25 protein-coding genes and 1 pseudogene are annotated in these 24160 nt (G+C 60.7%); 6 read left to right on the forward strand and 20 right to left on the reverse strand.

The window, feature by feature from the left end; all coding sequences use genetic code 11:
- Positions 1–24 precede the first annotated feature (24 nt).
- The 4 genes from ASC80_RS09755 to ASC80_RS09770 all read right to left on the reverse strand — a co-directional run bounded on the left by ASC80_RS09755 (position 25) and on the right by ASC80_RS09770 (position 3761).
- Positions 25–1551, reverse strand: a complete 1527-nt coding sequence (locus ASC80_RS09755) for a tripartite tricarboxylate transporter permease (RefSeq protein ID WP_056296145.1) — start codon at positions 1549–1551, stop codon at positions 25–27.
- 41 nt (positions 1552–1592) lie between these two features.
- Positions 1593–2030, reverse strand: a complete 438-nt coding sequence (locus ASC80_RS09760) for a tripartite tricarboxylate transporter TctB family protein (RefSeq protein ID WP_056296148.1) — start codon at positions 2028–2030, stop codon at positions 1593–1595.
- A 1-nt stretch (position 2031) separates the two neighbouring features.
- The gene (locus ASC80_RS09765) at positions 2032–2907 is read right to left on the reverse strand and encodes a tripartite tricarboxylate transporter substrate binding protein (RefSeq protein WP_200941178.1); all 876 of its coding nucleotides are present in this window, start codon (positions 2905–2907) and stop codon (positions 2032–2034) included.
- A gap of 74 nt (positions 2908–2981) precedes the next feature.
- On the reverse strand, positions 2982–3761 hold the full coding sequence (locus ASC80_RS09770) for a GntR family transcriptional regulator (protein ID WP_056296154.1): 780 nt from the start codon (positions 3759–3761) through the stop codon (positions 2982–2984).
- A 72-nt stretch (positions 3762–3833) separates the two neighbouring features.
- Between ASC80_RS09770 and ASC80_RS09775 the strand changes: the two genes are divergently transcribed.
- Entirely contained in the window at positions 3834–4472 is a 639-nt protein-coding gene (locus ASC80_RS09775) for a VOC family protein (protein WP_056296158.1), read from the forward strand.
- 86 nt (positions 4473–4558) lie between these two features.
- On the opposite strand, the gene ASC80_RS09780 is transcribed toward ASC80_RS09775, so the two are convergent.
- The 11 genes and pseudogenes from ASC80_RS09780 to ASC80_RS09825 all read right to left on the reverse strand — a co-directional run bounded on the left by ASC80_RS09780 (position 4559) and on the right by ASC80_RS09825 (position 14755).
- On the reverse strand, positions 4559–5065 hold the full coding sequence (locus ASC80_RS09780; protein ID WP_056296161.1) for a TIGR02444 family protein: 507 nt from the start codon (positions 5063–5065) through the stop codon (positions 4559–4561).
- Between the two features lie 35 nt (positions 5066–5100).
- A complete protein-coding gene (locus ASC80_RS09785) occupies positions 5101–5703 on the reverse strand; it encodes a UbiX family flavin prenyltransferase (protein WP_056296163.1) in 603 nt (200 codons plus the stop codon).
- Between the two features lie 94 nt (positions 5704–5797).
- The gene (locus tag ASC80_RS09790) at positions 5798–7441 is read right to left on the reverse strand and encodes a thiamine pyrophosphate-binding protein (protein WP_056296166.1); all 1644 of its coding nucleotides are present in this window, start codon (positions 7439–7441) and stop codon (positions 5798–5800) included.
- Between the two features lie 68 nt (positions 7442–7509).
- Positions 7510–7584: pseudogene (locus ASC80_RS24755) on the reverse strand (aldehyde dehydrogenase family protein); the annotation flags it as partial.
- Between the two features lie 50 nt (positions 7585–7634).
- On the reverse strand, positions 7635–9140 hold the full coding sequence (locus ASC80_RS09795) for a tripartite tricarboxylate transporter permease (RefSeq protein WP_156464339.1): 1506 nt from the start codon (positions 9138–9140) through the stop codon (positions 7635–7637).
- Positions 9137–9586 carry a tripartite tricarboxylate transporter TctB family protein gene (locus ASC80_RS09800; RefSeq protein WP_056296169.1) on the reverse strand — a complete coding sequence of 150 codons (450 nt, stop codon included), beginning with the start codon at positions 9584–9586 and terminating at the stop codon, positions 9137–9139. Before ASC80_RS09800 ends, ASC80_RS09795 begins: the two co-directional genes overlap by 4 nt.
- An 84-nt stretch (positions 9587–9670) precedes the next feature.
- On the reverse strand, positions 9671–10630 hold the full coding sequence (locus ASC80_RS09805) for a Bug family tripartite tricarboxylate transporter substrate binding protein (RefSeq protein ID WP_056296172.1): 960 nt from the start codon (positions 10628–10630) through the stop codon (positions 9671–9673).
- Between the two features lie 52 nt (positions 10631–10682).
- Positions 10683–12092 carry a UbiD family decarboxylase gene (locus ASC80_RS09810; protein WP_056296174.1) on the reverse strand — a complete coding sequence of 470 codons (1410 nt, stop codon included), beginning with the start codon at positions 12090–12092 and terminating at the stop codon, positions 10683–10685.
- Between the two features lie 213 nt (positions 12093–12305).
- On the reverse strand, positions 12306–12686 hold the full coding sequence (locus ASC80_RS09815; protein WP_056296178.1) for a cupin domain-containing protein: 381 nt from the start codon (positions 12684–12686) through the stop codon (positions 12306–12308).
- A gap of 15 nt (positions 12687–12701) precedes the next feature.
- Complete coding sequence (locus ASC80_RS09820) at positions 12702–14192, reverse strand: 4-hydroxyphenylacetate 3-hydroxylase family protein (protein WP_056296181.1); 1491 nt, start codon at positions 14190–14192, stop codon at positions 12702–12704.
- Positions 14193–14224: 32 nt separating this feature from the next.
- Entirely contained in the window at positions 14225–14755 is a 531-nt protein-coding gene (locus ASC80_RS09825) for a flavin reductase family protein (RefSeq protein WP_056296182.1), read from the reverse strand.
- A gap of 149 nt (positions 14756–14904) precedes the next feature.
- On the opposite strand from ASC80_RS09825, the gene ASC80_RS09830 reads away from it, so the two are divergent.
- Positions 14905–16257, forward strand: a complete 1353-nt coding sequence (locus tag ASC80_RS09830) for an amidase (RefSeq protein WP_056296187.1) — start codon at positions 14905–14907, stop codon at positions 16255–16257.
- A 9-nt stretch (positions 16258–16266) separates the two neighbouring features.
- Here ASC80_RS09830 and ASC80_RS09835 read toward each other — a convergent pair whose 3' ends face one another.
- Positions 16267–16956 (reverse strand): DUF2848 domain-containing protein, encoded by a 690-nt coding sequence (locus tag ASC80_RS09835; RefSeq protein WP_082512496.1) that lies wholly within the window; start codon positions 16954–16956, stop codon positions 16267–16269.
- Between the two features lie 82 nt (positions 16957–17038).
- A complete protein-coding gene (locus ASC80_RS09840) occupies positions 17039–17623 on the reverse strand; it encodes a MarR family winged helix-turn-helix transcriptional regulator (protein ID WP_056296188.1) in 585 nt (194 codons plus the stop codon).
- 30 nt (positions 17624–17653) lie between these two features.
- Between ASC80_RS09840 and ASC80_RS09845 the strand changes: the two genes are divergently transcribed.
- Positions 17654–17914 (forward strand): hypothetical protein, encoded by a 261-nt coding sequence (locus ASC80_RS09845; RefSeq protein WP_156464340.1) that lies wholly within the window; start codon positions 17654–17656, stop codon positions 17912–17914.
- 28 nt (positions 17915–17942) lie between these two features.
- On the opposite strand, the gene ASC80_RS09850 is transcribed toward ASC80_RS09845, so the two are convergent.
- The 3 genes from ASC80_RS09850 to ASC80_RS09860 all read right to left on the reverse strand — a co-directional run bounded on the left by ASC80_RS09850 (position 17943) and on the right by ASC80_RS09860 (position 20557).
- Positions 17943–18935, reverse strand: coding sequence for an ABC transporter substrate-binding protein (locus tag ASC80_RS09850; RefSeq protein ID WP_056296193.1), 993 nt, complete (start codon positions 18933–18935; stop codon positions 17943–17945).
- Positions 18936–18962: 27 nt separating this feature from the next.
- Positions 18963–19715, reverse strand: coding sequence for an ABC transporter ATP-binding protein (locus ASC80_RS09855; protein ID WP_244487283.1), 753 nt, complete (start codon positions 19713–19715; stop codon positions 18963–18965).
- A gap of 71 nt (positions 19716–19786) precedes the next feature.
- On the reverse strand, positions 19787–20557 hold the full coding sequence (locus tag ASC80_RS09860) for an ABC transporter permease (protein WP_056296199.1): 771 nt from the start codon (positions 20555–20557) through the stop codon (positions 19787–19789).
- A gap of 98 nt (positions 20558–20655) precedes the next feature.
- Between ASC80_RS09860 and ASC80_RS09865 the strand changes: the two genes are divergently transcribed.
- Genes ASC80_RS09865 through ASC80_RS09875 form a run of 3 tightly spaced genes read left to right on the forward strand, consistent with a single transcriptional unit; the run spans position 20656 to position 24157 of the window.
- Positions 20656–21783 carry a mandelate racemase/muconate lactonizing enzyme family protein gene (locus tag ASC80_RS09865; protein ID WP_056296202.1) on the forward strand — a complete coding sequence of 376 codons (1128 nt, stop codon included), beginning with the start codon at positions 20656–20658 and terminating at the stop codon, positions 21781–21783.
- Positions 21784–21794: 11 nt separating this feature from the next.
- The gene (locus tag ASC80_RS09870; RefSeq protein ID WP_056296205.1) at positions 21795–23405 is read left to right on the forward strand and encodes a GMC family oxidoreductase; all 1611 of its coding nucleotides are present in this window, start codon (positions 21795–21797) and stop codon (positions 23403–23405) included.
- A complete protein-coding gene (locus ASC80_RS09875) occupies positions 23402–24157 on the forward strand; it encodes a GntR family transcriptional regulator (RefSeq protein ID WP_244487238.1) in 756 nt (251 codons plus the stop codon). The genes ASC80_RS09870 and ASC80_RS09875 overlap by 4 nt, the downstream gene beginning before the upstream one ends.
- Positions 24158–24160: the final 3 nt, after the last annotated feature.

Here is a 24160-nt window from a genome sequence, read left to right on the forward strand (position 1 = left end):
AGGATGTCTTCAGGGATATGTAGATCAACGGCCGATCTGGCGATCGCCGGCGGCCAGCGCCGCCTTGCGGGCCTGACTTGCCTTGAACAGCAGATTGATGATGACGACGACGACAACGGCAGCAACGATTGCAATGCTGACGGGACGGTTGAGCAGATACATCGCATCGCCGTTCGCCATGAAAATCGACTGCCTGAGCGATTTTTCCATGATGGGGCCGAGAACAACGGCGATCACGAGCGGCGACGGGTCGATCATGAGTTTTCGAAGCAGGAACCCTACGGCACCCATGACGATCATGACCCAGACATCGAAAATGCTGTTGTTCAGCGAATAGACGCCGACGAGACAGAACAGCAGAACGAGCGATGCCAGCACATGCTGCGGAAGCTTCAGCAGCGAAACGAAGATGTGCACCAGCGGAAGATTGAGGATCAGCAGGAGCACATTCCCGACATACATGCTGGCAATGACGCCCCAGAAGATTTCCGGAGACTGGACGACGAACAGCGGGCCGGGCTGAACGCCGTGGATCACGAGTGCGGCAAGCAGCATGGCTGTCGCTGGCGAGAACGCGATGCCGAGCGAAAACATCGGAACCATTGCGCCGGCCGTCGCCGAATTGTTCGCGCTCTCGGGGCCGGCCACGCCCTCGATGGCTCCGTGTCCAAATCGTTCGGGCGTCGATGACAGGGCTTTTTCCAGCCGGTACGACATGAACGAGGACATCACGGTCGCAGGCCCCGGTATCAGGCCGACGAAGAATCCCATCACCGATCCTCGAATGATCGGCCACGTCGATTGACGGAATTCCGTCAGTGAAGGCACGAGGTCACGGAACCTCACCGTCTCCAGCCGGGGCTTTTCGACACCTTCCTCGATCATCGACAGCACTTCGGCGATTCCATACAGCCCCATGATGACAGGGATGAGGTCGAGGCCTTGCGCGAGGTTGGTAAAGCCCAGCGTGAAGCGTTGTGAGCCGCTGACAGGATCGATCCCGACGGTCGATATCGCCAGTCCCACCGCCACCATGAGTGCGGCAATGGTCATGGAATTTCCGGCCAGGCCGCACAAAAAGAAAAGTCCCGCAGCGGCAACCGCGAAATATTCCGGCGGTCCGAAGCTCAGCGCAAATTCCGCGAGCCATGGTCCGACGAGGACAATTCCCAAAATTCCCAGCGTTCCGGCGACAAAGGAGCCGATTGCGGAGATCGCGAGCGCAGGCCCCGCCCTGCCCTTCTTCGCCATCTGATAGCCATCGACCGCCGTCATGACCGATGCGGCTTCCCCCGGCACGTTGACCAGGATCGCCGTGGTCGAGCCGCCATACATCGAGCCGTAATAGATTCCGGCGAGCATGATGATCGCAGCATCCGGCTGCATCGTGAATGTCAGCGGAATCAGCAAGGCCATGCCGGCGTTCGGCCCGATTCCGGGAAGCACACCGACGAGAGACCCTAACGCGACGCCGAGGAGACAGGCATAGATATTCATCGGCGTCAGCGCGACCGAGAATCCGAGTGCCAGTCCGTCCAGCAGATGGTTCATAATTGTCGCCCTAGATCCCTGCTTCTACGAGCAAACCAACATCACAAACTGAGCCAGCTGCCGCGCGGGAGCTGCAAGCCAAGTACTGTGACGAACAGGCCGTAGGTTGCGAGTGCGCTCACGACCGAGATCGCCACCGCAGCCTTCCACGACACATTGAACTGCTTCAGCGCGGCCAACATGATCAGCGCCCCGCTGATGATGTATCCGAGGCGCGGGAGCAGCAGACAGAACAGCATCATCCCGGCAAAAACCGTGAGGATTTTCCCGCGGGAGCCGTCACGAATGACCTCTCCCGCGACCAATCCTCCCGGCCGGAGGCTCGCCACGATGCCGCAGACCACGAGCGCCGCACCGATCACAATCGGAAAGAATCCGGCGCCCGGGCCATTCAGTGTGTGCAGCGGCAATTGAAGCGCCAGCCAGAGATAGACCGCCCCCAGAGCCGCAACACTCAGGCTGAACGCACGCCGATGCATGTCATTTTGCCTTCAAACCGAGCGCACCGAGCAGGTCGGAGTGCGCATGATACTCCTTCATCAGCATCGCCTTCGCGGCCGGCCCATCGAGATAATTGACATCGACCTCTCTGGAGTGCGCGAAGTCCTGGAAGGACTTGTCGAGCAACACGGTCTTGATGGCATCATGGATGTAGGTCTTGGTCCCGTCGGGAATGCCCTTCGGAGCCAGGAACACGAAGCTCAAGCTCACGCCGGCGTCGTAGCCGACTTCCTTGAACGTCGGCACATCCGGATAGAACCGGCTTCGCGTCGGCGCGAAAATAGCCAGGATCTTGATGCGGCCGCTGTTCGCCAGCTGCCGCCCTTCTCCCGGATTGATTGTCAGCGCGTCAACGTGCCCGCCCAGCAGCGCGGCGCTGCCTTCAGACCATCCCGAGAACGGCACGTGGACGAATTTCGCCTTGCTCGTGTCCGCAAGCTGCGCGAGATTCATGTGCGCCGCGGTACCGATGCCGGAACTAGCGAAGCGGAGCGAGTCTGGCTTGGCGCGAGCCGCGTCGATCAGCTCCTTGATGGTCTTCCACGGCGCATCGCCGCGAACGGCAAGAAACTGATAGTACGTGATCGTGTTGACGATCGGCTCGAAATCATCCGGCGTCTTGTACGGCAGATTGTTCATCTGCGGCTGATCCACCAGGGCCGCGGTAGGCGCAATGCCGATCGTCGTTCCGTCCGGCTTGGCCTGAACGATTTCAGTGACACCGATCGAGCCGCCGCCGCCGGTGCGATTCAACACCGCGATGCCTGCGGGAAATTTGGACTGCATCTTGTTGACGATGAAGCGAACCGTCAGGTCGGTAAGACCACCGACCGTGAATGGATTAATGACAGTCACGGACCCCTGTGGCGCCTGCGCGGACGCGGGAACTGACAAAGCAGCTGAAAATAGGAGCGCAACTAAAATTCGGTTCATGCAACCCTCCATGTCTGACGTTTCTTGGATGATGATTTGGATCCGGCTCCAGCCGGCTGACTTTCGACGTTGACGACGAAACGATGGCGATCGGCGCGATAGAACGCGTCGCTGAAAACGACGGGACGACCGTTTTCGTCGCAGTATGTGCGCTCGCCTTCGAGAACCGGCGAACCGATCTCGACGCCCAGATGCTTGGCATATGTGGTATCCGCGAGCGTCGCCGCGATCGTTTGCACCACCGAACCAATCACGACCCCACAAAGATCGTTCACGAGTTCGCCGAGGGTGAAGCGCGTCATCAGACTTTCGTCTTCCAGCAGCTTCTGCCCGACATCGACGGGGAGATAGGCGTAGATGTACAGGATCGGCTCGTCGCCGATCATGCCGACGCGTTCGACGGAAACGACCGGCGCGTCCTTCTCGAGATTCAGGCGAGCCGCGACCAGCGGCGAGGCCTGCATCACCCGTGTCGAAATCACCCGCGCCGAGCCACTCGGCTGGCTCCTGATCAGCGACTGGAGGAGCTGGTTCGGCTCGACATCCTGACGACGCACGCGAGGCCCGAGATAGAAGGTGCCGCGCCCCCGCTCGCGCCTGACCAGTCCGTCCCGCTCCATCAGGGTCAGGGCTTGCTGCACGGTGATGCGGCTGACCTCGAACTCCTTCCCCAACTCAGCTTCTGACGGAAGCCGGTCGCCAACGGCGAACGTCCGCTCCATGCGGGATTCCAGCACCGAGCGAATGAGAAAATATTTTGGGATCGGAACTTTCATGCCTTTACGTCACCATATGATATATTGTTATGTCAATAGGTCATTTCCGCTGACCCATCTAAAGGAAGCCCGATGCTTCAGCTTGACCACGTCACCGTCGGCGCCGCCGACCTGCCTCAAGGCACGGCCTATCTTCGCCAGCAATTGGGAATCGACGCCCCGCCCGGCAGCCAACACGCCGACATGGGCACCCACAACCATGTGCTGCGGGTCGGTGACGGTGTTTTTCTGGAGCTGCTCGCAATCGATCCGGCGGGCATCCGGCCACGCCGCGCACGATGGTTCGGAATGGACGACGCGCGTCAGGCCAGGAAACTGGCAGAGCGCCCGCGGCCGGTGAGCTGGGTGCTCAGCACACCGGACGTCGCCGCTGCGCATGCGGCAAGCCGCGTCGACCTCGGAGAAATCCTGGCGATGTCACGCGGTGCACGCTCCTGGCGTATCACCGTGCCGGAGAGCGGGATGACGGCATTCGACGGATGCTTTCCGTCGCTGATCCAATGGTCGGAAGGGCCGCCGCCGGCCAACGCAATGGCGTTCCTCGGGCCAGTGCTGGAACAGGTGATCCTGCATCACCCACATTCGGAAGAACTGCGGGCCGCGCTCAACGAACTCGGCGCCGGACATCTGGCGGAGGTGAAACAGAGTGCCGAGCCGCACCTTGCGTTCAGTTTCCGCATGCCCGACGGCTCATCACGTGTCCTGACGTAGCCCGGTCAAAGTGACATCGGACGTTGCTTCAAAACCTCCGACGTGAAAAAGCCCGAAGCAGCGGCCTTGTCCAGGATTTTGCTCGTCTAGGATTTGGCGTCCATTGCAAGAACAGCCGACCTGAAAGCGGGTGCCGCGGCCGCGGTTTGGCCGTGGCTGCTCAAATACAAATTCAGATTGGCGTCGATTGCCTCGGCAGGCTTGTCGCTGCGCAGATAATCCGGAGCCGTTTGGCCAAACAGAATCGCCTGCTCGACCTGCTCGGCGAAGATTTCCGTGCTTTGAACTTTTCCCCGAAGATCCTTGATAACCGCCTGGTCGAGCGACGCCATGCCCTTCAAGCTTCGACGAACCGCCCGCAAAGGACCAATAACATCCGCGCGCCATGCGCGTACGGCCTCGTTCAAATGCGCGATCGTCGCAGCCGAGAGAACATCCGCCTCAGCACCACGCCAGCCACAATAGAGCAGCATGTTCACGTCGACGCCTGACTCGTCCTGCAGCAGCAGGCATTCCTGCGCAACACCGGGCGCGGCATAGACTTTCAGGGAAAACTGCCAGAACGGATTATCGAGTTCGAAGGGTTGATCCATGCGTTCCTGCTCAATCCTGGAAAACGACTGAGGCGTTATTCGTCCGCTTTCGCTTTCGGACGCGAACGCTCTCCCGTCCATCGGCGGACAAGGCCCGCGTCGATATCGAAAAGATCGAGAACACGGCCGATCGTGTGGTCGACCATTTCCTCAAGCGATGCCGGGCGGGCGTAGAAAGCCGGCACCGGCGGAAACACAACCGCGCCGGCTTCCGTAACCGCCGCCATTGAGCGGATATGACCGAGATGCAGCGGCGTCTCGCGCAACAGCAACACGACGCGACGGCGCTCCTTCAAGGCGACGTCGGCTGCGCGTGAAATCAGGTGCCCGGTGACGCCTGTCGCGATTTCCGACATCGTCTTCACCGAGCAAGGCGCGATGACCATCCCGAGCGTATGGAAGGAGCCGCTCGCACACGCCGCGCCGATGTCTTCGTTGGAATGAACGACGGCTGCGAGCCGCTCGACATCGCTCACCTTATAGCTGGTCTCGGTCGCGAGCGTGATCCTGGCGGCCCTGGACATCACGAGATGGGTCTGAATGCCGGAATCCTTCAGCACCTCCAGCAACCGCACGCCGTACACGGCGCCGGAAGCGCCGCTTATTCCAACGATTAGCCGCTTCTGAAGAGGCTGCATGGTCTGTGGTCCATATCTTCGTCCTCAGCGACTCACACCAGAATGCCCGGAGCCGTCAAGGCCGCGCCTGGCCCGGATTTGCGCGGCTGGCTGCTCACAAGACGCGATCCGGCGTGAGTTGATTGGCGTTCACGCGCAATTCGATAATTGCCGGCTTACGGGCCTTCACCGCGCGCTCGAAAGCAGCCGGAAAATCCTCGTCACGCTCGATGGCTTCGCCGTGCGCGCCATAGGATTGCGCGAGCAGCGCGAAATCCGCATTGAGAAGCATCGTTCCGCTCGGCCGCCCCGGAAAATGGATTTCCTGATGCATACGGATCGAGCCGTACATGCCGTTGTTCACGATGATCACCACGATCGGCAGGTTGCGTTGAACCGCGGTGGCGAATTCCGGCGAGGCCATGGTGAAACAACCATCGCCGGCGAGACACACGACATCGCGGCCGGGGTGGCGCAGCTTGGCCGCGATCGCGGCCGGCAGGCCGTATCCCATAACGCCGGACTTCGGAGCAATTTGAGTGCCGAGTTTCCGGTAACGATAGAAACGGTGGAGCCAGATCGAATAATTGCCGGCACCGTTGGTGACGATCGCATCGTCCGGCAAACGTTCGGCAAGAAAGCGAATGACCTGTGAAAGATCGAAACCGGCAGCCTTCGGCGGGTTGCTCTGATAATTGACGAAGGCAGCCCTGCACTCTTCGCGCCACTGCCGCCAGGCGCTGCTGTCGAGCGGCTCGATGTCTGCCAGTGCGTCGGCGAAGTGCGACGATTTTGACTGGATCGCAAGCGTCGGCGTGTAAACCCGCCCCAGTTCCTCCGCGCCCGGGAAAACGTGAATCAGCGTTTGCTTCGGGACCGGAGCGTCGAGCAGCGTATAGCTCTTCGTCGTCACGTCGCCGAGACGATCGCCGATCACCAGCAACAGATCGGCATTCTTGACGCGCTCGCGCAACGCGGCGCTCCCGCCCAGACTGAGATCGCCGATATACTGATCGCTGCGGTTGTCGAGAATGTCCTGCGAACGGAATCCGGCGATCACGGGAATGTCGCTCCTGGCGACAAATTCCTTGAAACGGTCTGCTGCTTCCGCAGTCCATCCGAGGTTGCCGACGATCGCGAGCGGACGTTTCGCGGCTTGCAGCAAGGAGCGAACCTGCAGCATTTGCGCAGGCATAGGTGCGGTCTCCGCCGCGATAGCGGGCACCGCGTCGCTCACACCGCTCATCTCGCTCAGCACGTCCTCGGGAATCGAAAGAACGACGGGCCCAGGGCGGCCCTGCGTTGCAATGTGAAAGGCGCGGCTCACATATTCAGAAATGAGATCGGCGCTCTCGATCTCGCCGACCCACTTGGTCATATCGGCGAAAACCCGCGTGTAGTTCAATTCCTGAAAGGCTTCCCGGCCGCGATGCGCGCGCGGCACCTGGCCGATAATCAGGATCATCGGCGTCGAGTCCTGATAGGCGGTGTGCAGACCGATCATCGCATGCGCCGCACCCGGCCCGCGGCTCACGATGCAAATTCCGGGGCGGCCGCTCATCTTGCCGTCCGCCTCGGCCATATGCGAGGCGGTCGCCTCATGGCGGCAAACCACGAACTGGATCGGATTGTTGTCGCCGTAAAGCGCATCAAAAATCGGCAACGCGCTTTCCCCCGGCACGCCGAATATCCGGTCGATGCCGTTCAGGCGAAGCGCCGAAACCAGAATATTGCCCCCGTTTCGGGCCTCAGCCGGCATAACACGAGAAGTCGATACCATCTCTTTAAACCGTTCCTGTCTTCAAGCTGCGTAAGTGCAGACGGTCTTCATTCGGAATAGAAATCGAGCGACCACGCGCCACCCTCGCGGCCGATTCCCGAGTGTTTGAAGCCGCCGAAGGCCGCGGCGGCTCGGCACGTCGATCCAAATCAGCCAGGTTTGTTTGAAGGCCTCAGGTTTCCTTGAAGACTTCGCCGCGCCAGCGAACGATCGAAGGCAACGCAATGGAAAGCAGAAGCCCGGCGCTGATAATCAGCAGCGCGAGACTGATCGGACGTTCGAAGAACACCATGGTGTTGCCGTGCGCGGTGATAAGGCTGCGACGGAAGTTCTCCTCGAGCATCGGACCGAGCACAAACCCCATCAGAAGCGGCGCCGGCTCGGCGTTGAGCTTTCGCAGGATATAGCCGAGCAGAGCGAAACCGACCGTCATGTAGATATCGAATGACGAATTGTTCACCGAGAACACGCCGATCGCGCAGACGACCAGGATGATCAGATAGAGGAGCCGATAGGGCACCGACAACAGCTTCACCCAGATTCCGATCATCGGCAGGTTGATGATGACGAGCATGGCATTGCCGATGAACATGCTTGCGATCAGGCCCCAGAACAAATCGGGCTGGCGCGAGATCACCATGGGACCGGGCGCGATGCCATGCAGCGTGAGAGCGCCGATCATCAGCGCCATCGTTGCACTGGTCGGAATCCCCATCGTGAGCAGCGGCACGAACGACGTCTGGGCAGCGGCGTTGTTGGCCGCCTCCGGCGCGGCAACGCCCTCCACTGCCCCGTTGCCGAAGCGCGACGGATCCTTCGCGACGCGTTTTTCCAGCGCATAAGCCGAGAATGCCGCAATCGTTGCACCGCCGCCCGGCAAGATGCCGAAGATCGTCCCGATGAGCGTACCGCGCATCACGGAAGCCCATGCCCCGCGCAGGACTTTCATCGAGGGCCAAATGCTGTTGATGGTTGAATGATTGACGATACGCGATGAGACCAGTTCGAGGTTCGCGATCACCTCCGCGATGCCGAACAGGCCCATCACGAGCGCCACGAAATTGATGCCATCGGACAGTTCGATCAGGTCCATGGTCAATCGTGGCTGGCCGGTATTGATGTCCATCCCGACCATTCCGAGGAGCAGCCCCAGGAAGATCATCGCGATGGCCTGGAACATCGAACCGTTGGCCAGCACGACCGCCGAGACGAGACCGAGCACCATGAGCGAGAAATAGTCCGGCGATGCGAACTGTTGCGTCATGAGCGCAAGCGGCGGTCCCGCGAGTGCGATCACCAGTGTGCCGATACACCCGGCGATGAAAGAGCCGATCGCCGCAACGGCCAGCGCCTCTCCGGCGCGGCCCTGCTGTGCCATCTTGTAGCCGTCGACCGCTGTCACGACCGATGTGGATTCACCCGGTATGTTGACGAGGATCGCGGTTGTCGAGCCGCCGTATTGCGCGCCGTAGTAAATTCCCGACAGCATGATGATCGCGCCGATAGGGTCGAGCGCGAACGTCACGGGCAGCAACAGCGAGATCGTCGCGACCGGCCCCAATCCCGGAAGCACGCCGATGAGCGTGCCGCAGACCGCGCCGATCAGACAGAAAAGCAGGTTTCCAGGGGTCGCTGCGATCGCAAACCCGTGCCCTAGTGAAGCGAAAATATCGATCATGGCAGCAAGCTGACAGGTATCTTGAGGAGCAAAACGAACAGCACGGACGATACGGCCGCGAGCCCGACGCCGAGAATGAGACTCTGGGAAAGGCGCGTTTCACGCGACCCGAAGTGCGCGACAAGCACCTGTGCGAGAATTGCGCAGATCAACCCCGCGCGTTCTATCAGCACGCCGAACAGAGCGAAGGACAGCAGAACGAAGAACAGCGGCTTCAAATGGACCGTCTCGACCGGCGGTCCGCCGGACAAAACACCCTTGACGATCAGAACAAGGCCCATGCCGAGCAGGATGAGCGAGAGACCGAGCGGGAAATAGCCCGGCCCCATTTGATGTACTGTTCCGATGTCGAGCGTACGGACATAAATGAGGGCAAAAACGGCGATGCCCGCAAGCAACAGCCCCGAATAGAAGTCTGTATTCCCCCGCCAGGCGAACGGCTTCATCGTTACCTCCAGCGCGGCGAAGTGGGTTCGCCCACTTCCCCGCGCATCATTGAGAGATTGACAGCAACGCCGCGTGATGCCGCGTTACTTCTTGCCGGAAATCTCCTTGAGCAGCGTCCTCCACTGCTCAACTTCCGCGTTGATCCGCCCCTGATATTCATCCGGCGTCGTGAACACAGTCGACGCGCCAAGAACTGCCATCTGCTTCTTCACTTCAGGATCGGCGGCCATCTTCTTGTAAGTGGCCGAAAGCTTCTGAATGATCGCTTCCGGCGTACCGGCCGGGGCCATCACGCCGTTCCAGGATTCAACATTATAATTCGGCAGAATCTTCTCGGCGATGGTCGGCAACTGCGGCGTGAACTCGCTGCGGTCTTTCGAGGTGACCGCAAGCGCACGCACCGTTTTTGCTTCCATCTGCGGCAGCGCGTCCGTCATATTGGTGAAGGTCAGATTGACCTCGCCGGATACGACCGCCGCGGTTGCCGGCGCTCCGCCCTTGAACGGAACGTGGACCATCTTGGTTCCGGTGCGGGCCTCGAAAAGCGCGACGGAGAAGTACATCAATCCGCCTGCTCCGCTGGAGCCGTAGTTGAGCTTACCGGGGTTCGCCTTGGCGTAGGACACCAGTTCCTCGATCGAATTGATCGGCAGGGACGGGTTGACGATGACAGTCTGCGGAATCGTGCTGACGATGCTGATGGGCCGGAAGCTCTTCAGCGGATCGTAGGACGTTTTCTGAGCGACCGGAGCGACGGAAACCGCCCCGACGCTGCATACGCAGAGCGTGTAACCGTCGTTCGCCGACTTCGAGAGGAAGTCGGTGCCGACGATGCCGCCGCCACCCGCGCGATTTTCGACGACGACGGTCTGTCCGAGATCCTTCTCCATGAATCGCGCAGTGATGCGCGATACGCCGTCGGTATAGCCTCCCGGCGCGTAAGGAACGACAAGCTTGATCGGCTTGCTCGGCCAGGTTTCTGCGGACGCAGCACTGCAGAACAGCGCTGCGATGGAAATAACTGCAAGAGTAACTTTCTTCATGGACCCCTCCCTTTGGAAAATCTTCTATTTTCTGCTGGATTTCAGCGATCGATCAGGAAAGGTTCAGAACCTTCAACACCGTGGCGGGATCGGCGTTGAATGCCGTTTCCTTCACCTCGGTCGGCGCGAACTCGACGCGCCGGAACTTCGCCTGATCTTCGAACGGCACCGTCGCATCAATTCCCAACTTCGTGCGGATGCCGTCCTTGCTGACGCGCACATACTCGTGGCCTCTTGCCGCAGGAATAATGACGAGGTCGCTCGACGCTTCCATACGGGTCGCGACCGCGTATTCGACATCATGAACGTCGCGGATATCGATGTCGTCATCGACGACGGTCACCAGATCGAGATCCTTCAGGGCACCGAAAGCGGCAAGCATGGCGTTACGCTGCAGGCCGTTGTGCTGACGGCTGGTCTTTTTGACCTGGATGACCACGTGGAAGCGATGCAGACCGCCGACGGTCATCTCGACGTCAACAACGTTCGGAATCGCCGACTGCAAAACCTTGAGCAGGCTCGCTTCGAGCACATACTTCCGAAGCATGATCGTCTCACGCCCAAAGCCGTTGATGATATGATAGATCGGCTTCTTGCGATGCGTGACGGCGGTGATTTGCAGAACCGGTGCGTCGGCGGCCGGCGCGGCGAAACCGATGAATTCGCCAAACGGCCCTTCCGGCACGGCTTCGTTCGCCAGGATCTTCCCTTCGAGAACGAATTCGGTTTCAGCCGGGATCAAAAGATCCTGCGTGACGCCCTTCACAACCGGGAGCGCCTTGCCCGCGAGGCCGCCCGCAACCGCCAGTTCGTCCGCCGATTCCGGCATTTGCGAACCCATCGTCGCCGCCGTGAAATGCAGGGCGATATCCGTGCCGATGCAAACCGCCACCGGCAGATCCTCACCCTTCTGCTGGGCGCGCTCGAAGGCGGCGCGCAGATGCCGGCCAAGGTCGAGCTTGATGGCGACACGATCCGGCCCGATGATCTGCAAACGATGATAGGACGCGTTGTAGACACCCGTCACAGGATCCTTCACCACCACGATGCCCGCCGTGATGTAACGCCCGGCATCGCCTGGGGCGTGGAAGGCGGCCGGCAATAAGCTGCCAATATCGAAGCCGCTTTTCAGCACGACTTCCTGGGCCGGGGCCTTGTCCATCAGCACGGGCTCGATCGGCGCATTCATGGCCCGCTGGATCAGACCGCGGATGCCATTGAAATCGAGTCCGAATGCCGCTTCGCAATTTTCCTTCGAGCTCAGCAGGTTTCCGATCACCGGCGTCGTGTTGTTCTTGACCGCCGAGAACAGGATCGCTTCGCGTCCATCGAATTTCTTCAGAATGGCTGTCGCTTCAAGGTGCTGATCGACCGGCTTGTCATAGGCAAGCAGGCGCTTGTTCTTTGCCATGCGAGACAGCGCTGAGCGGAAGCTCGTATCGAGAATCTTCGACTGCATCATGTTCGGGGTTCTCCGAATTCAGCGTTACCAAAAATGCCGGCGAGCGAGGCTGACATGCTTGCCTTTGGCAGTCGAAAATACAAAAAAATCATAGCTAAACTCCAAAGGTAGTCAAGTCTGGCCTCGCGACCTGGCGGACCGAAAGACTCGCGCGCCGAAGCAACGACGCGCGAGATCCGGACGGGGCCAACCATGGAGGGTAGCCCCGCGCGATTACGCGGGATCGAAATAGTGGATTTCCATCAAAAGGCAGCCCTTCTCGGATTTGAACGGACCGTGGAAAGCGCCAGGCGGGCGGCACGCATAGGTGTGCGGCTTGAAAGATTCACCACCGTTGCCGTTCTCGTCGTTGCCGACCGTGAGATCGCCCGAGAACAGAAAAACCTCTTCCCAGTATTCGTGCACGAAAGGCTTCGTCGTGTAGACGCCCGGTGCAAATCGCAGAATACGCGTGCGGGTTCCCCGCTTGTTGGCCTCGTCCAGCGCGCCCGCCAGAATCTTTTGCTGAATACCCGCGGGATATCCCGGCGGCGTTTCCCATCCGCTCGACATATCGAGAGCATGAAATTCGTCGTGAGCCTTATTGACTGCCATTGTACTTTCCTCGGGTTAAGCGACGGAGCGGGACGGCTTGCCGGCGCCCGCCAGTTCATCGTTGATATCGTAGCTCGATAACATCTGGTCCAGCAAAGAAGATGCGGACTTCCAGTCATATGAGCGGAACGCATGTCCCTTCGTAACGAAGGTCGCGCCCGCAAAGAACATTTCATACTGCGAATGGCGTGAGGCGAACTCCGATCCGACGGCGTCCCACGCAAGTTTGTAGAACTTCACCTTGTCGGCCGCGCTCGCCGCCGGCGATTGCTGCGTTTTGTCGATCAGCCTTGCGAGCTCCGGATTCTCGAAATCTTTCACCGACGACGGCAGCATGATCATGCCGCCGCCAGCCAGTTCGCGAAGCGCATTGTTGATCTTGGCGTAGAGCTGCTGCGTGATCACCTGCGCCGAGTACAGCATCTGGCGATCCGGCACGAAGTAAGCGCCCCGCTGCTGGCCCTTGGTCTCCATCGCGACCACCAGCGCTTCCACCATACTGACCTCTGCGGCCACCTGGCCGAGCATTTCGCGCACCTGCGGAAAGCCCACAATGCCGTTGGTTTCGGCAGTCCGCAACGCAATGCCGGCGAGGAAACGCAACTTGACCGAGAGGCGGATCATCGCCTGATAGTTCTGATAGACGTGCGCAGGCGTCGCATGAAACTGCTTTTGGCACATGTCGATGTTGTCGACGATGAAAACGCGATCCCATGGCACCTTCACGTCGTCGAAATAGAGCACGGCGTCGTTTTCGTCGAAGCGGCTCGCCAGCGGATTGTCGAACACCGACGGCGCCGCAGCTTCGTAGGATTTACGCGAGAGGATCTTCAATCCCTTGATGTTCATCGGCACCGCGAAGGAGATCGCGTAGCGCTCATCACCGGGCTGCAGCGGCTGAATGCAGGTCACGAACACCTCATTCGCCATGATGCCGCCGGTCGCGAGCATCTTCGCGCCGCGGACGGTGATGCCCTCGGCGTCGCGATCGACGACGCCCGCGGACAGAAACGGATCGGCCTGCTGGGCCGCGCTCTTGGAGCGATCGGCTTGCGGATTGATGATCACATAGGTCAGATAAAGATCGTTGTCCCGCGCATAGCGAAAGTAATCGGCCAGCGCACGGGCACGGTCGGCATCATACCCCTCGAAAACCTCGAGACCCATGTACATGCCGGCAATGCAGGACGCGACGTGATCCGGCGCGCGCCCCATGAAGCCGGCGTGCAGTTCGGTCCATGCTTCCAGACCCTTGCGGCGCTTGACGAGCGCTTCATAAGAGCTGGGCAACTCCCAAATCCGGTTGGCGCGCGTCCCGGTCTCGGTCTCAAAGGTCATCAGATCGCGATTTTCCGGCGCGCTCTGAAAATCGAACATTTTTCCGATCGAACCGATCGCGGAGCGATAGGCGGGATGCGTCGTCGGATCACTCACGCGCTGACCGTCGAGATAAACCTCGCGACCGTCGCGAATACTGGCGATATGCTGAGCACCGGTTTTAATCATTGCTTCCCTCGATCGGTTTCCGTTTCGGAATGTCAGTAGTGCATTGGAAGCGGCCACTGGGGGCTGCGTTCCTGTTTGGCGAGCCCGCGATAAGAGCCACGAAAGAAGATCAGCGGGTCGCTGGTGGTCTCGGCCGCGAATCGCACGACGCGGCCGACGAAAATCACGTGATCGCCGCCGTCATACTGCGCGTACGGCTCACATTCGAAATGCGCGAGAGCGCCCGCGAGCAAAGGCGCCGCGCAATATCCGAGCGTGTGTTCGACAGCGGTCCATTTGTCGCCGAGCGCCTTGGCGAACTTGTTCGATAGATGCTCTTGATCGGAACCAAGAATGTTGACCGCATAGCCCTTCGCTTCCGACATTGCCGCGAGGCTGAATGCCTTGCGGTCGATCGAGAACAACACGAGTGGAGGATCCATCGAAACGGAATTGAACGAGCTCATCGTCAGGCCGATGACACTGCCGTCCGCCGCTTCCGCCGTGATGACGGCGACGCCGGTCGCAAACTGGCCCAGCGCCCGCCGAAGCGCCCGGGAGTTCTGATCTGCGGTCTCGGCCATTCCTCCCCCCGTTATTGATAGCTTTGTTATAAAGCTATATGAGAGAGACATTGCCTGTCAAGAACCAGAATATCGGCTGCGGCAAAGTTGTTCGAGGCGGGCGTGGTCGCTATAGGTTGCACTCAAGCAGTCGCGGAAATGAAAACAAAATGAAGCACACATCGACCCTCGCATCGCTGGCCGACGATCTTGCAAACGGCCGCACGACATCCCGGCAACTCGTCGAAGCGTGCCTCGAACGCATTGCCGATCCGGCAGGCGAAGGCCCACGCACGATGATCGCTTTCGATCGGGAGGCCGCTCTCGCTTCGGCGTCCGCGATGGATGAATTGCGCCGCAGCGGTGCTGCCCCCTCCGCCTATGCCGGCATTCCGGTTTCGATCAAGGATCTGTTCGATATCCGCGGGCAGCAAACCAGAGCCGGTTCGAAAGCGCTGGAAAATGCACCGGCCGCGACCGCCGATGCCACGATCGTCGCCCGCTTGCGGCAAGCCGGCTTCGTGCTGATCGGACGAACCAACATGTCCGAATTCGCATACTCGGGCCTTGGCTTTAACCCGCATTACGACACGCCACGCAATCCCTGGGATCGCAAAACCGGCCGAGCGCCCGGTGGCTCGTCGTCCGGCGCCGCCATTTCCGTCACCGACGGGATGGCCCATGCAGCGATCGGCACCGACACCGGCGGCTCCTGCCGGATTCCGGCGGCGTTCACGGGGCTGGTCGGATTCAAGCCGACAGCCGCGCGCGTCCCGCTCGACGGTTGCCTGCCGCTGGCAACGTCGCTCGATTCGATCGGACCTATCGCGCGGTCCGTCGCCTGCTGCGAAACACTGGATTCCATTCTATCGGGAACACCACTTGCCCGCCGTGACGCGCCGGCGCTGAATCGTTTGCGCTTCGCTGTTGCCACGAATGTCGCGTTCGACGACATCGACGATGACGTTGCGAGCGCGTTCGACACCGCCATCGCCCGCCTCAGCGACGCAGGCGCCCGGATCGACAGGATCGCGGTCCCGGAATTCAGCCGGGTCGCTGAAATCAATGCCAAAGGCGGATTTCCGGCAGCGGAAAGCTATGCCTGGCACCGCGAACTTATCGAGAAGGCAGCGGCGAAATACGATCCGCGCGTTCTGGTGCGCATCCAGCGCGGTGCAAAGCAAACTGCCGCCGACTATCTCGATCTTGTCGCGCAACGGCGCACACTGATCGCCGGCGCGACGCAGCGGTTCGCGCCTTATGATGCCGTCCTGATGCCCACGGTCGCGATCCTGCCGCCCAGACTGGAAGACCTTGTGGACGACGGTGAATTCGGACGCCTGAACCTGCTCTCCCTGCGCAACTGCACACTCATCAACATGATCGATGGTTGCGCGATTTCGCTGCCGATTGCGCGCGGCGACAATGCCGCCCCTGTCGGACTCATGCTGGCGAAAGAGCACGGCCAGGACGCGACACTGTTCGCTGTCGCCTCCGCCGTGGAGAGTGTGGTTTCCCGGTGACGGCGATCCCTAGCCGAGGATCGGGAGCGACACGATCTCGTAACCGTGCGTGATGGTGCGGTTCAGGACCGGATCGGCGATTTCGTAGTCGAACCGTGACGCCGGGCGGATGCCGCCTTTGGCGGCAAACGTGCCGCCAAACATCAGGGTGCCGTCCGGCATTCCCGCCTTGCCGAATCCGCGCTCGATCAATTCAGCCGGCGGCAACATGCCGGTGAGCGTCCCTTCCTGATAAAGCTCGCGCTTGCCGTCGATCGTCGCAAACGAGCGCAGCACCAGGCTGTCCCAATGCGGGAGAACGTCGTCGAGGAGCCAGACCTCCGGCGCGATGGGCTTGTCACACATTTGTTTCGAGACGGTGATGTTGTAGGTCTCGACCTTGCGGTCGGTGTGATCCGACCCGACGCCGACGTAGGACTTCCCGCCCGCCCGGATCAGCGCGAATTCCACTTCGCCGCTCGACTCGCCGCCGCTCGCTTCGATGCTCGTCGCAGTGACGAGACGGCTCGCGGCGACACGGTAGTAGATCGGCGTCGAGGCCGGCCGCGGCACTCCGAGTTCCTCGAGCTCCGCAATATGCTTGTCGCGCGCGACAGGATCGCGCCCGGTCCAGCCCGCGATCACGAGATCCTTGATCTCAAACGATCGAGCCGAAGAGCCGCCGCGCTCGTGGACGGTAACCTGGATATTGCCGCTCATGATCACACCCGCATGGCCGTCGCGCCGACGGCCGTCCTGTTCCCAATAACTGCTTTGATAGAAAGCTATTATTGAAATGCGGTCAAGCCGCGCGCTTTTTATTTTTCTGCTTGTCCGCGGGGGCGGCTGCCTTTGCCTTCTCAGGCTGCGCTTTCGACCACTTCGCCGTGAAAGCGAGCATCGAAGCCGCCTTGTCGCCACAGGGCACAAGACGCTCCATCATCGACGACAATTGCTGGAATTCGGCGGCGCTCAGGCAATCGAAAAGCGCGTCGTTGACAGGGGCCTGCACAGTGACAAGCTCGTCGAGCAGCCGCCTCGCCTTTGGCGTGACCGTCAGCAAAACGCGGCGCCGGTCGCTCTTGTTGACCCGCTTTTTGACGAGATCCGCCTCGACCAGCTTCGACACCTCGATCGTGACGAAAGCGCCCGAGAGATGGAGGTGCTCGGCAATGCGGCTCACGCCGACGCCCTTCTCTCCCTGCAGATGAGCGATCGATATCAGCGTCGTATAAGCGATGCCCGAGATCCCCAGCCGCTCGCCAAAACCCGCCCGGCACTGGCCCACGCGGGAGCTGAAGGCCAGAAAATCATGAATGAATTTGCGAAAGATCGCGTCACTTCCTTCCGGCATCAGCTCCGATTTCGTCACCGTCAGTCGCGGCACAGCGTCGCTCCCCGAGTCTCAATCGCCACTATGCTCGAGACGTATGGCGAATTGAATCATTGTATTCAATTACGCCAACCGATTATGGGTATCAAGTCGGCAAGCCGCCATCCGGGACTTGCGTCCCGGATGGCGGCTGACGGGGACTTCGCGGAGATCAACGCACGGAAATTCGCTATTGGCGGGCATTTCTGCCGCCAGGAACAAACTTCTTATCTGATGTTCTTGGAAAATGGCGCAGGACGCCGCCTCAAGGCGTATCGTCGGCGCCTGATCGGCCCGGCGTGGTGACACGCCGGGCCGGACAGATGCAGCCGCCTCAGGCCACCGTCTTCAGGTACAGGCTCGGATCGAAATAGGTTTTGGCCGGCGTGAAATCCTTGACGCCGGCATTCGCCATGAAGAAGTCGGTGGACTGCTGGAGCCAGTTGGCCACGGTGCCGTCCGAATACATCCGCTTCCAGTCCTTCGACGAGAACATCTTCTGCGCCTTGAACTGTTCGTTGATGTCGCTGAGCGGCGTCTGCGGATAGTGGTTCTTCTGTAGCGCCTCCATCGCCGGCCCGCTGTTGGCGATGATGTAGTCGTTAGCCTCGGCCCAGCCGCGGATCAGCTTGGCGAGCGTCTCCTGATTGCCGCCATAGTAATCGTTGCGCGCTGCCCAGCCGCCGATGATCGCCGCCTGCGGATAGTAAGCCGACGCATCGGCGAGTTTCACCGCGCCCGGCACCTTGTCGCGCACCGTGACGTTGAACGGTACCCACAGCGCCACCGCCGGAACCGATCCGGAGATGAACGCGGTCACCGCCGCCGACATGTTCTGGTTGACGAGTTCGACTTCCTTGGGATCAACCTTGTTGGCGCGCAATGCCTTGTCGAGGAAGACATGCGCGGTGGTGCCGGTTGCGGTCGCGATGCGCTTGCCCTTGAGATCGGCGAAGGTCTTGATGCCCTGGTCGGAGCGCACCCAAAGCTGGGCGGTCGCGACCTCGATATCGTTGATGAGGAACACCTTGCCCTGCCCGCGTGCCGGGAAGTTCGAAAGCACCGCGCCGGTGGCCAGCACATCGAGGCTGCCCCCGATCAAGGCCTGGAAGATTTCGAGGCCGGTGTTGAACTGACGCAATTCAAGCTCGAGGCCCTGCTTGTCGAACGATCCGCGATCGACGCCGGTCCAGATCTGGCCATCCACAGCGACGGTGTGCAGATAGCCGACCCGCAGTTTGGTTTTCGCTTGCGCGATTGCCGGAGCGCCGATCATGGCACCAACTGCGACGCCTGCGGTCGTGGTCAAAAATTGCCTTCTATGCATTGTTCATCTCCTCCAGAAGCTTGTTGGTTATTCGGAAAATGAGACGGCCCTGGTCTGGGCCTGTTGTGCGCGGTATTCGCTCATCACGAGTTCCCGGATATGGCTGCGCAGCTCGCCAAACTCCGGCTTTTCCTGAACGCTTTCGTCACGGGGATACCCGAAGGGTATGTCGATGATTTGTTTGATCCGTGCCGGCCGCGCGGTGACGACCACGATGCGCGAGGCAAGATAGATCGCCTCATCGACCGAATGGGTGATCAGCATCACCGTCTTGCCTTCGGTCGCCAGCACCTGCAGCAGCAGGTTCTGCATGTTCGAGCGCGTCTGCGCATCGAGCGCGCCGAACGGCTCGTCCATCAGCAGGAATTGCGGCTTAACCGCATAGGCGCGCGCGATCGCGAGCCGCTGCCGCATGCCGCCTGACAGATGCTTGGGAAACGCATTGGCGAAATCGCTCAAGCCCATCAGCGACAGATAATGCTCGCAGATGTCGCGACGTTCCGATACCGGCGTGTGGTTGGCGCTCAGCTTCAGGCCGAACTCGATGTTCTGGCGCACGGTGAGCCACGGAAACACGCCGTATTCCTGAAAGATCACGCCGCGCTCCGGCCCGGGTCCCCGGACCGGCTGGCCGTTATACAGCACCTGGCCGCCGCTCGGCTTCTGAAAACCAGCAAGCATGCTCATCATCGTCGTCTTGCCGCAACCGGACGGGCCGATGATCGCAATGAAGTCATTCTCGCGGATGTCATAAGTGACATCATCGACGACATTGAGCATGCCCTTCGGCGTATCGAAAGACAGCGAGACATGCTCGAAACGCGCCAGCGGCCCAGGATCGTTGGTAACGCTCATGCGACAGCCCTGTCTTGCCATTTGAGAAGATGAGTGCTGACCTTGCGCAAGGCCATATCCATCAGAAGCGCGACGGTGCCGATGCAAATGATGCCGACATAGATGACGTCGAGCAGGAAATAGGTCGATGCGTTCTGGATCATGGCGCCGAGGCCGCGCTGAGCGGCGATCAGTTCGGATGCCACCAGCGTCGCCCACGCGACACCGAGCGCGACGCGCAATGCCGTCAGGATATGCGGGACGGTCAGCGGCACGATGACCTTGGCGAAAATCTCGCGCTGGTTCGCGCCCAGCGTCTGCGCGACGCGGATGTACAGCGGCGTGATCTGCGAGACGCCCTCGTACATCACGATGACGCCGGAAAAGAACGAGGCATAGAACAGGATGACCAGCTTCGCGACCTCGTCGATTCCGAAATAGACGATCACGAGCGGGATCAGCGCAATCGGCGGCAAGGCGCGAAAGAAATTCACCATCGGATCGGCGAAGGTGCGCGCCGGACGGTACCAGCCGAGCGCGAAGCCGACCGGGACCGCGGCGGCGATGCCGAGCACGACACCGAAAAACACGCGTTTGGTCGACGCGTAGATATCGATCAGCAGCCCGCCGTGAAACAGCAGCTCATAGAACCGCACCGCGACCTGGTGCGGAGCGGGAATCAGCGCCGGATTGACGAGGCCGCTGAGGCGAACGGCGTACCACAGCACGATCACGCCGAGCCACGGCGCACACCCCAGAATGAAGCGAGAAGCAGCGTTTTTTGACATGAGGGCCGGCTGTTTCCGAAATCCGCATTGATCTTCTCGGCGTAGTCATACTATAAATAGGATGACCATACAAGAGAAGCAAAACGCTCCGGGCAACCATGTCAGCAGAACAATTTGCTATCCGCACCGTGCGCGCTTCGAGTTATCGCTTTCCACTGTCGACGTCGGTCGTCACCTCGTTCGGGCGCATGCTCAACCGCCCTGCCGTCTTCGTTCAGATCGAGGACACGGACGGCGTCATCGGCTGGGGCGAAGTCTGGTCGAACTTTCCGGCGGTCGGCGCCGAGCATCGCGTCCGCATCGTCAATGAAATTATCGCGCCACTGGTCGAGAACGTTTCAATCGGCCATCCGGGCGAGATATTTCAGCAACTAACAGCGCGGCTCGATGTGCTCGCACTGCAGTGCGGCGAGCCGGGTCCGTTCGCCCATAGTATCGCTGGCCTCGATCTCGCATTGTGGGATCTGTTCGCCAGGCGCCAGCGCCAGCCATTGTGGCGGTTGCTCGGCGGGACCTCGCCGCGCTTTGGTGTTTATGCCAGCGGCATTAACCCCACCGGATCGGCGGCGATGGCGGAGGCCGCACTCGCGCGTGGACATCGTGCGCTGAAGCTCAAGATCGGTTTCGATGCCGCACAGGATCGCGACAACCTCAAACAGCTTCGTGCGATCGTCGGCACCGATTCACTCGCCGCCGATGCCAATCAGGCATGGGATCTCGATGAAGCATTGAAACGTGCGGACGGGTTCACCGGGTTCGATCTTGCATGGCTGGAAGAGCCGATCCGCGCCGACAGGCCGCGTCAAGAATGGATCAAGCTGGCCGGCGCCGTTTCGATGCCGCTGGCCGCCGGCGAGAACGTCGCCAGCCGCGATGGCTTCGCGCAACTGATTGCCGAGGGAGCCATCACGGTCGTGCAACCGGACGCCGCCAAATGGGGCGGGCTCAGCGAGTGCGTGACCATCGGGCGCAATGCACTCGCGGCCGGGCGTCGATTCTGTCCGCACTATCTCGGCGGCGGCATCGGATTGCTGGCATCGGCCCACCTGCTCGCGGCCGTCGGTGGTGATGGATTGCTCGAGATCGATTCCAACGATAATCCACTGCGCGACCGCTTCTGCGGCCCCGTCGCCGACGTTGTCGATGGCGCAATCACGCTGAGCGACGAACCCGGCCTGGGATTGACGCCCGACATCGAATCCATCGCCAACCTTCGCACCGCGTGACCGGATCAGCGATGACCAACACCGCCGTCAGCGAATACGACTACATCATCGTCGGAGCCGGCTCCGCCGGATGCATCGTCGCCAATCGTTTGTCGAAAGATCCGTCGTGCCGCGTGCTGCTGCTCGAAGCCGGCGGTCCGGATCGCAACATCTGGATCAAGCTGCCGGTCGGATATTATCGCACGATCTACGACGATCGTTTTTCGCGCAGCTTTGCCACCGAGCCGGGCGAGCATATCGGCGGACGCTCAATCATCTGGCCGCGCGGCAGGATCGTCGGCGGATCGTCCTCGATCAACGGACTGATCTTCATCCGCGGCCAGCATGAGGACTTCGACGACTGGGAGCGCATGGGCGCGACTGGCTGGAGCTACAACGCAGTTCTGCCACATTTCCGACATTACGAAAATTACCAGGGCGGTGACAGCCAGTTCCACGGCGGCTTCGGCGAATTCGAGGTTTCTGAACTGCGGGTGCAGAATCCGGCATCCGAAGCCTGGGTCAAAGCCGGGACCGAATACGGCCTGCCCTACAATCCCGATTTCAACGGCGCATCGACCTACGGCGTCGGCAAATATCAGCTCGGCATCGGATCGCGCTGGCGATCGAGCTCGGCACGGGCCTTTCTCCATCCCGTGCTCGATCGGCCGAACCTCACCTTGATCGACCGGGCACAGGCCAGCCGCGTGCTGTTCACCGGCCATCGCGCCGCCGGCATCGAATGGATTCGCGGAAAGCACACGCATTCCGCACGCGCGACGCGCGAAGTCATTCTCTGCGGCGGTACATTGCAATCGCCGCAATTGCTCCAACTGTCCGGCATCGGCCCTTCAGCCTTGCTGAAACAGCACGGCATCGACACGCTTGTCGATGCGCCGGAAGTCGGCCGCAATCTGCAGGACCACTATCAGGCGCGCATGATCGTACGGCTCAAAGAGCCGATCTCGCTCAACAATCAGGTCAGGAGTCCGGTCGGCCTCACCCGCATGGGACTGCAGTGGCTGTTCTCCGGCACAGGTCCGTTGACCGTCGGCGCGGGTCAGGTCGGCGGCGCGGCATGCACGCAATACTCCGATGGCCGCAGGCCCGATGTGCAATTCAACGTCATGCCGCTATCAGTCGACAAGCCGGGTACGCCACTCCATGCTTATCCCGGCTTCACCGCCTCGGTCTGGCAATGCCACGCTGAATCGCGCGGGTATCTTGCGATCCGCTCGACCGATCCTTTCGATCAGCCGACCATCGTGCCGAACTATTTCGATCGAGAGGGCGACCGCAAGACCATCGTCGCAGGTCTCGAGATGCTGCGCGATATCTTCCACCAGCCATCCTTCCGCAACCTGTGGGACAAGGAAGTTCTGCCCGGACAGGGCGCGGCCTCGCCCAGCGATCTGTGGACATTTGCTTCTACAACGGGCGGCACGGTATTTCATTGTGTCGGAACCTGCAGAATGGGAAGCGATCCGCAATCCGTCGTCGATCCGCAGCTTCGCGTGCGGGGCGTTGACGGGCTTCGGGTCATCGATGCATCGGTGATGCCGCTGATCACCTCGGCCAACACCAACGCGACCAGCCTGATGATCGGTGAAAAGGGAGCGTCGCTCATTCTCGAGGATACATGACCCAACGGAAGCGGACGAACGGCCGGACCATGAAGCTGATGCAGGAAAGCCACGTCCCGAAATACGCCCAGATTGCCGACATTTTCCGGCAGCGGATCGCCCGTGGCCTCTGGCCACAAGGCCTCCGTCTTCCGGCAAACGAAGAATTGGCTGAGGAATTCGAGGTCTCACGCGTCACTGTGCGCCAGGCTGTCGAGTTGCTGGCGCGCGAAGGCCTTGTCGAAGCGCAGCAAGGTCGCGGCACGTTCGTCACCGGCAAGGCCAGCGACAATCACTGGCTCAAGGTCGAAACCACGCTGTCCGATCTCGCGGAGGTTTATCGCGAGACCTCGCCGGAAATCCTCAATATCAGTGAGGGACGCGCGCGCGCGCCGCTCAAGCCCGATGACGGCATTCCCGCGGAGCGCTACGTGTTCATGCGCCGCGTGCATTCGCGCAGAGGCGAACCCTATTGCGTGATCTCGATCTATCTCGACGAAACCGTGTTCCGCAAACACCCCAAGCGGTTTCGCACCCAAACGGTGATTCCGATCCTGACTGAAATGCGCGATCCGCCCGTGGCCTCCGCACATCAGACCCTGACCATTGGGGTTGCCGATCTTGAAGTCGCACGGCTTCTCAAAGTTCCGCTGAACTCGCCGGTCGCGGACGTGCGTAGAATCTTTCTCGCGCCCGACAAGCGGGTGATCTATCTTGGCGAAGTAACGTATCGCGGCGATTTCGTACGGATCGAGATGGATCTTCGACCGTGATCT

Source organism: Afipia sp. Root123D2, assembly GCF_001425835.1.
Classification (GTDB): domain Bacteria; phylum Pseudomonadota; class Alphaproteobacteria; order Rhizobiales; family Xanthobacteraceae; genus Afipia.

Bases quoted from the DNA above. Each gene is read 5' to 3' on its own strand.
- ASC80_RS09815 (WP_056296178.1), bottom strand. From the start codon at position 12,686: ATGGCAGTCAATAAGGCTCACGACGAATTTCATGCTCTCGATATGTCG.
- ASC80_RS09820 (WP_056296181.1), bottom strand. From the start codon at position 14,192: ATGATTAAAACCGGTGCTCAGCATATCGCCAGTATTCGCGACGGTCGC.
- ASC80_RS09770 (WP_056296154.1), bottom strand. From the start codon at position 3,761: ATGAAAGTTCCGATCCCAAAATATTTTCTCATTCGCTCGGTGCTGGAA.
- ASC80_RS09835 (WP_082512496.1), bottom strand. From the start codon at position 16,956: ATGAGCGGCAATATCCAGGTTACCGTCCACGAGCGCGGCGGCTCTTCG.
- ASC80_RS09755 (WP_056296145.1), bottom strand. From the start codon at position 1,551: ATGAACCATCTGCTGGACGGACTGGCACTCGGATTCTCGGTCGCGCTG.
- ASC80_RS09860 (WP_056296199.1), bottom strand. From the start codon at position 20,557: ATGTCAAAAAACGCTGCTTCTCGCTTCATTCTGGGGTGTGCGCCGTGG.
- ASC80_RS09810 (WP_056296174.1), bottom strand. From the start codon at position 12,092: ATGATGCAGTCGAAGATTCTCGATACGAGCTTCCGCTCAGCGCTGTCT.
- ASC80_RS09790 (WP_056296166.1), bottom strand. From the start codon at position 7,441: ATGCCGGCTGAGGCCCGAAACGGGGGCAATATTCTGGTTTCGGCGCTT.
- ASC80_RS09865 (WP_056296202.1), top strand. From the start codon at position 20,656: ATGTCAGCAGAACAATTTGCTATCCGCACCGTGCGCGCTTCGAGTTAT.
- ASC80_RS09795 (WP_156464339.1), bottom strand. From the start codon at position 9,140: ATGATCGATATTTTCGCTTCACTAGGGCACGGGTTTGCGATCGCAGCG.
- ASC80_RS09850 (WP_056296193.1), bottom strand. From the start codon at position 18,935: ATGCATAGAAGGCAATTTTTGACCACGACCGCAGGCGTCGCAGTTGGT.
- ASC80_RS09845 (WP_156464340.1), top strand. From the start codon at position 17,654: ATGCTCGAGACGTATGGCGAATTGAATCATTGTATTCAATTACGCCAA.
- ASC80_RS09800 (WP_056296169.1), bottom strand. From the start codon at position 9,586: ATGAAGCCGTTCGCCTGGCGGGGGAATACAGACTTCTATTCGGGGCTG.
- ASC80_RS09775 (WP_056296158.1), top strand. From the start codon at position 3,834: ATGCTTCAGCTTGACCACGTCACCGTCGGCGCCGCCGACCTGCCTCAA.
- ASC80_RS09830 (WP_056296187.1), top strand. From the start codon at position 14,905: ATGAAGCACACATCGACCCTCGCATCGCTGGCCGACGATCTTGCAAAC.
- ASC80_RS09785 (WP_056296163.1), bottom strand. From the start codon at position 5,703: ATGCAGCCTCTTCAGAAGCGGCTAATCGTTGGAATAAGCGGCGCTTCC.
- ASC80_RS09760 (WP_056296148.1), bottom strand. From the start codon at position 2,030: ATGCATCGGCGTGCGTTCAGCCTGAGTGTTGCGGCTCTGGGGGCGGTC.
- ASC80_RS09875 (WP_244487238.1), top strand. From the start codon at position 23,402: ATGACCCAACGGAAGCGGACGAACGGCCGGACCATGAAGCTGATGCAG.
- ASC80_RS09870 (WP_056296205.1), top strand. From the start codon at position 21,795: ATGACCAACACCGCCGTCAGCGAATACGACTACATCATCGTCGGAGCC.
- ASC80_RS09855 (WP_244487283.1), bottom strand. From the start codon at position 19,715: ATGCTCAATGTCGTCGATGATGTCACTTATGACATCCGCGAGAATGAC.
- ASC80_RS09825 (WP_056296182.1), bottom strand. From the start codon at position 14,755: ATGGCCGAGACCGCAGATCAGAACTCCCGGGCGCTTCGGCGGGCGCTG.
- ASC80_RS09780 (WP_056296161.1), bottom strand. From the start codon at position 5,065: ATGGATCAACCCTTCGAACTCGATAATCCGTTCTGGCAGTTTTCCCTG.
- ASC80_RS09805 (WP_056296172.1), bottom strand. From the start codon at position 10,630: ATGAAGAAAGTTACTCTTGCAGTTATTTCCATCGCAGCGCTGTTCTGC.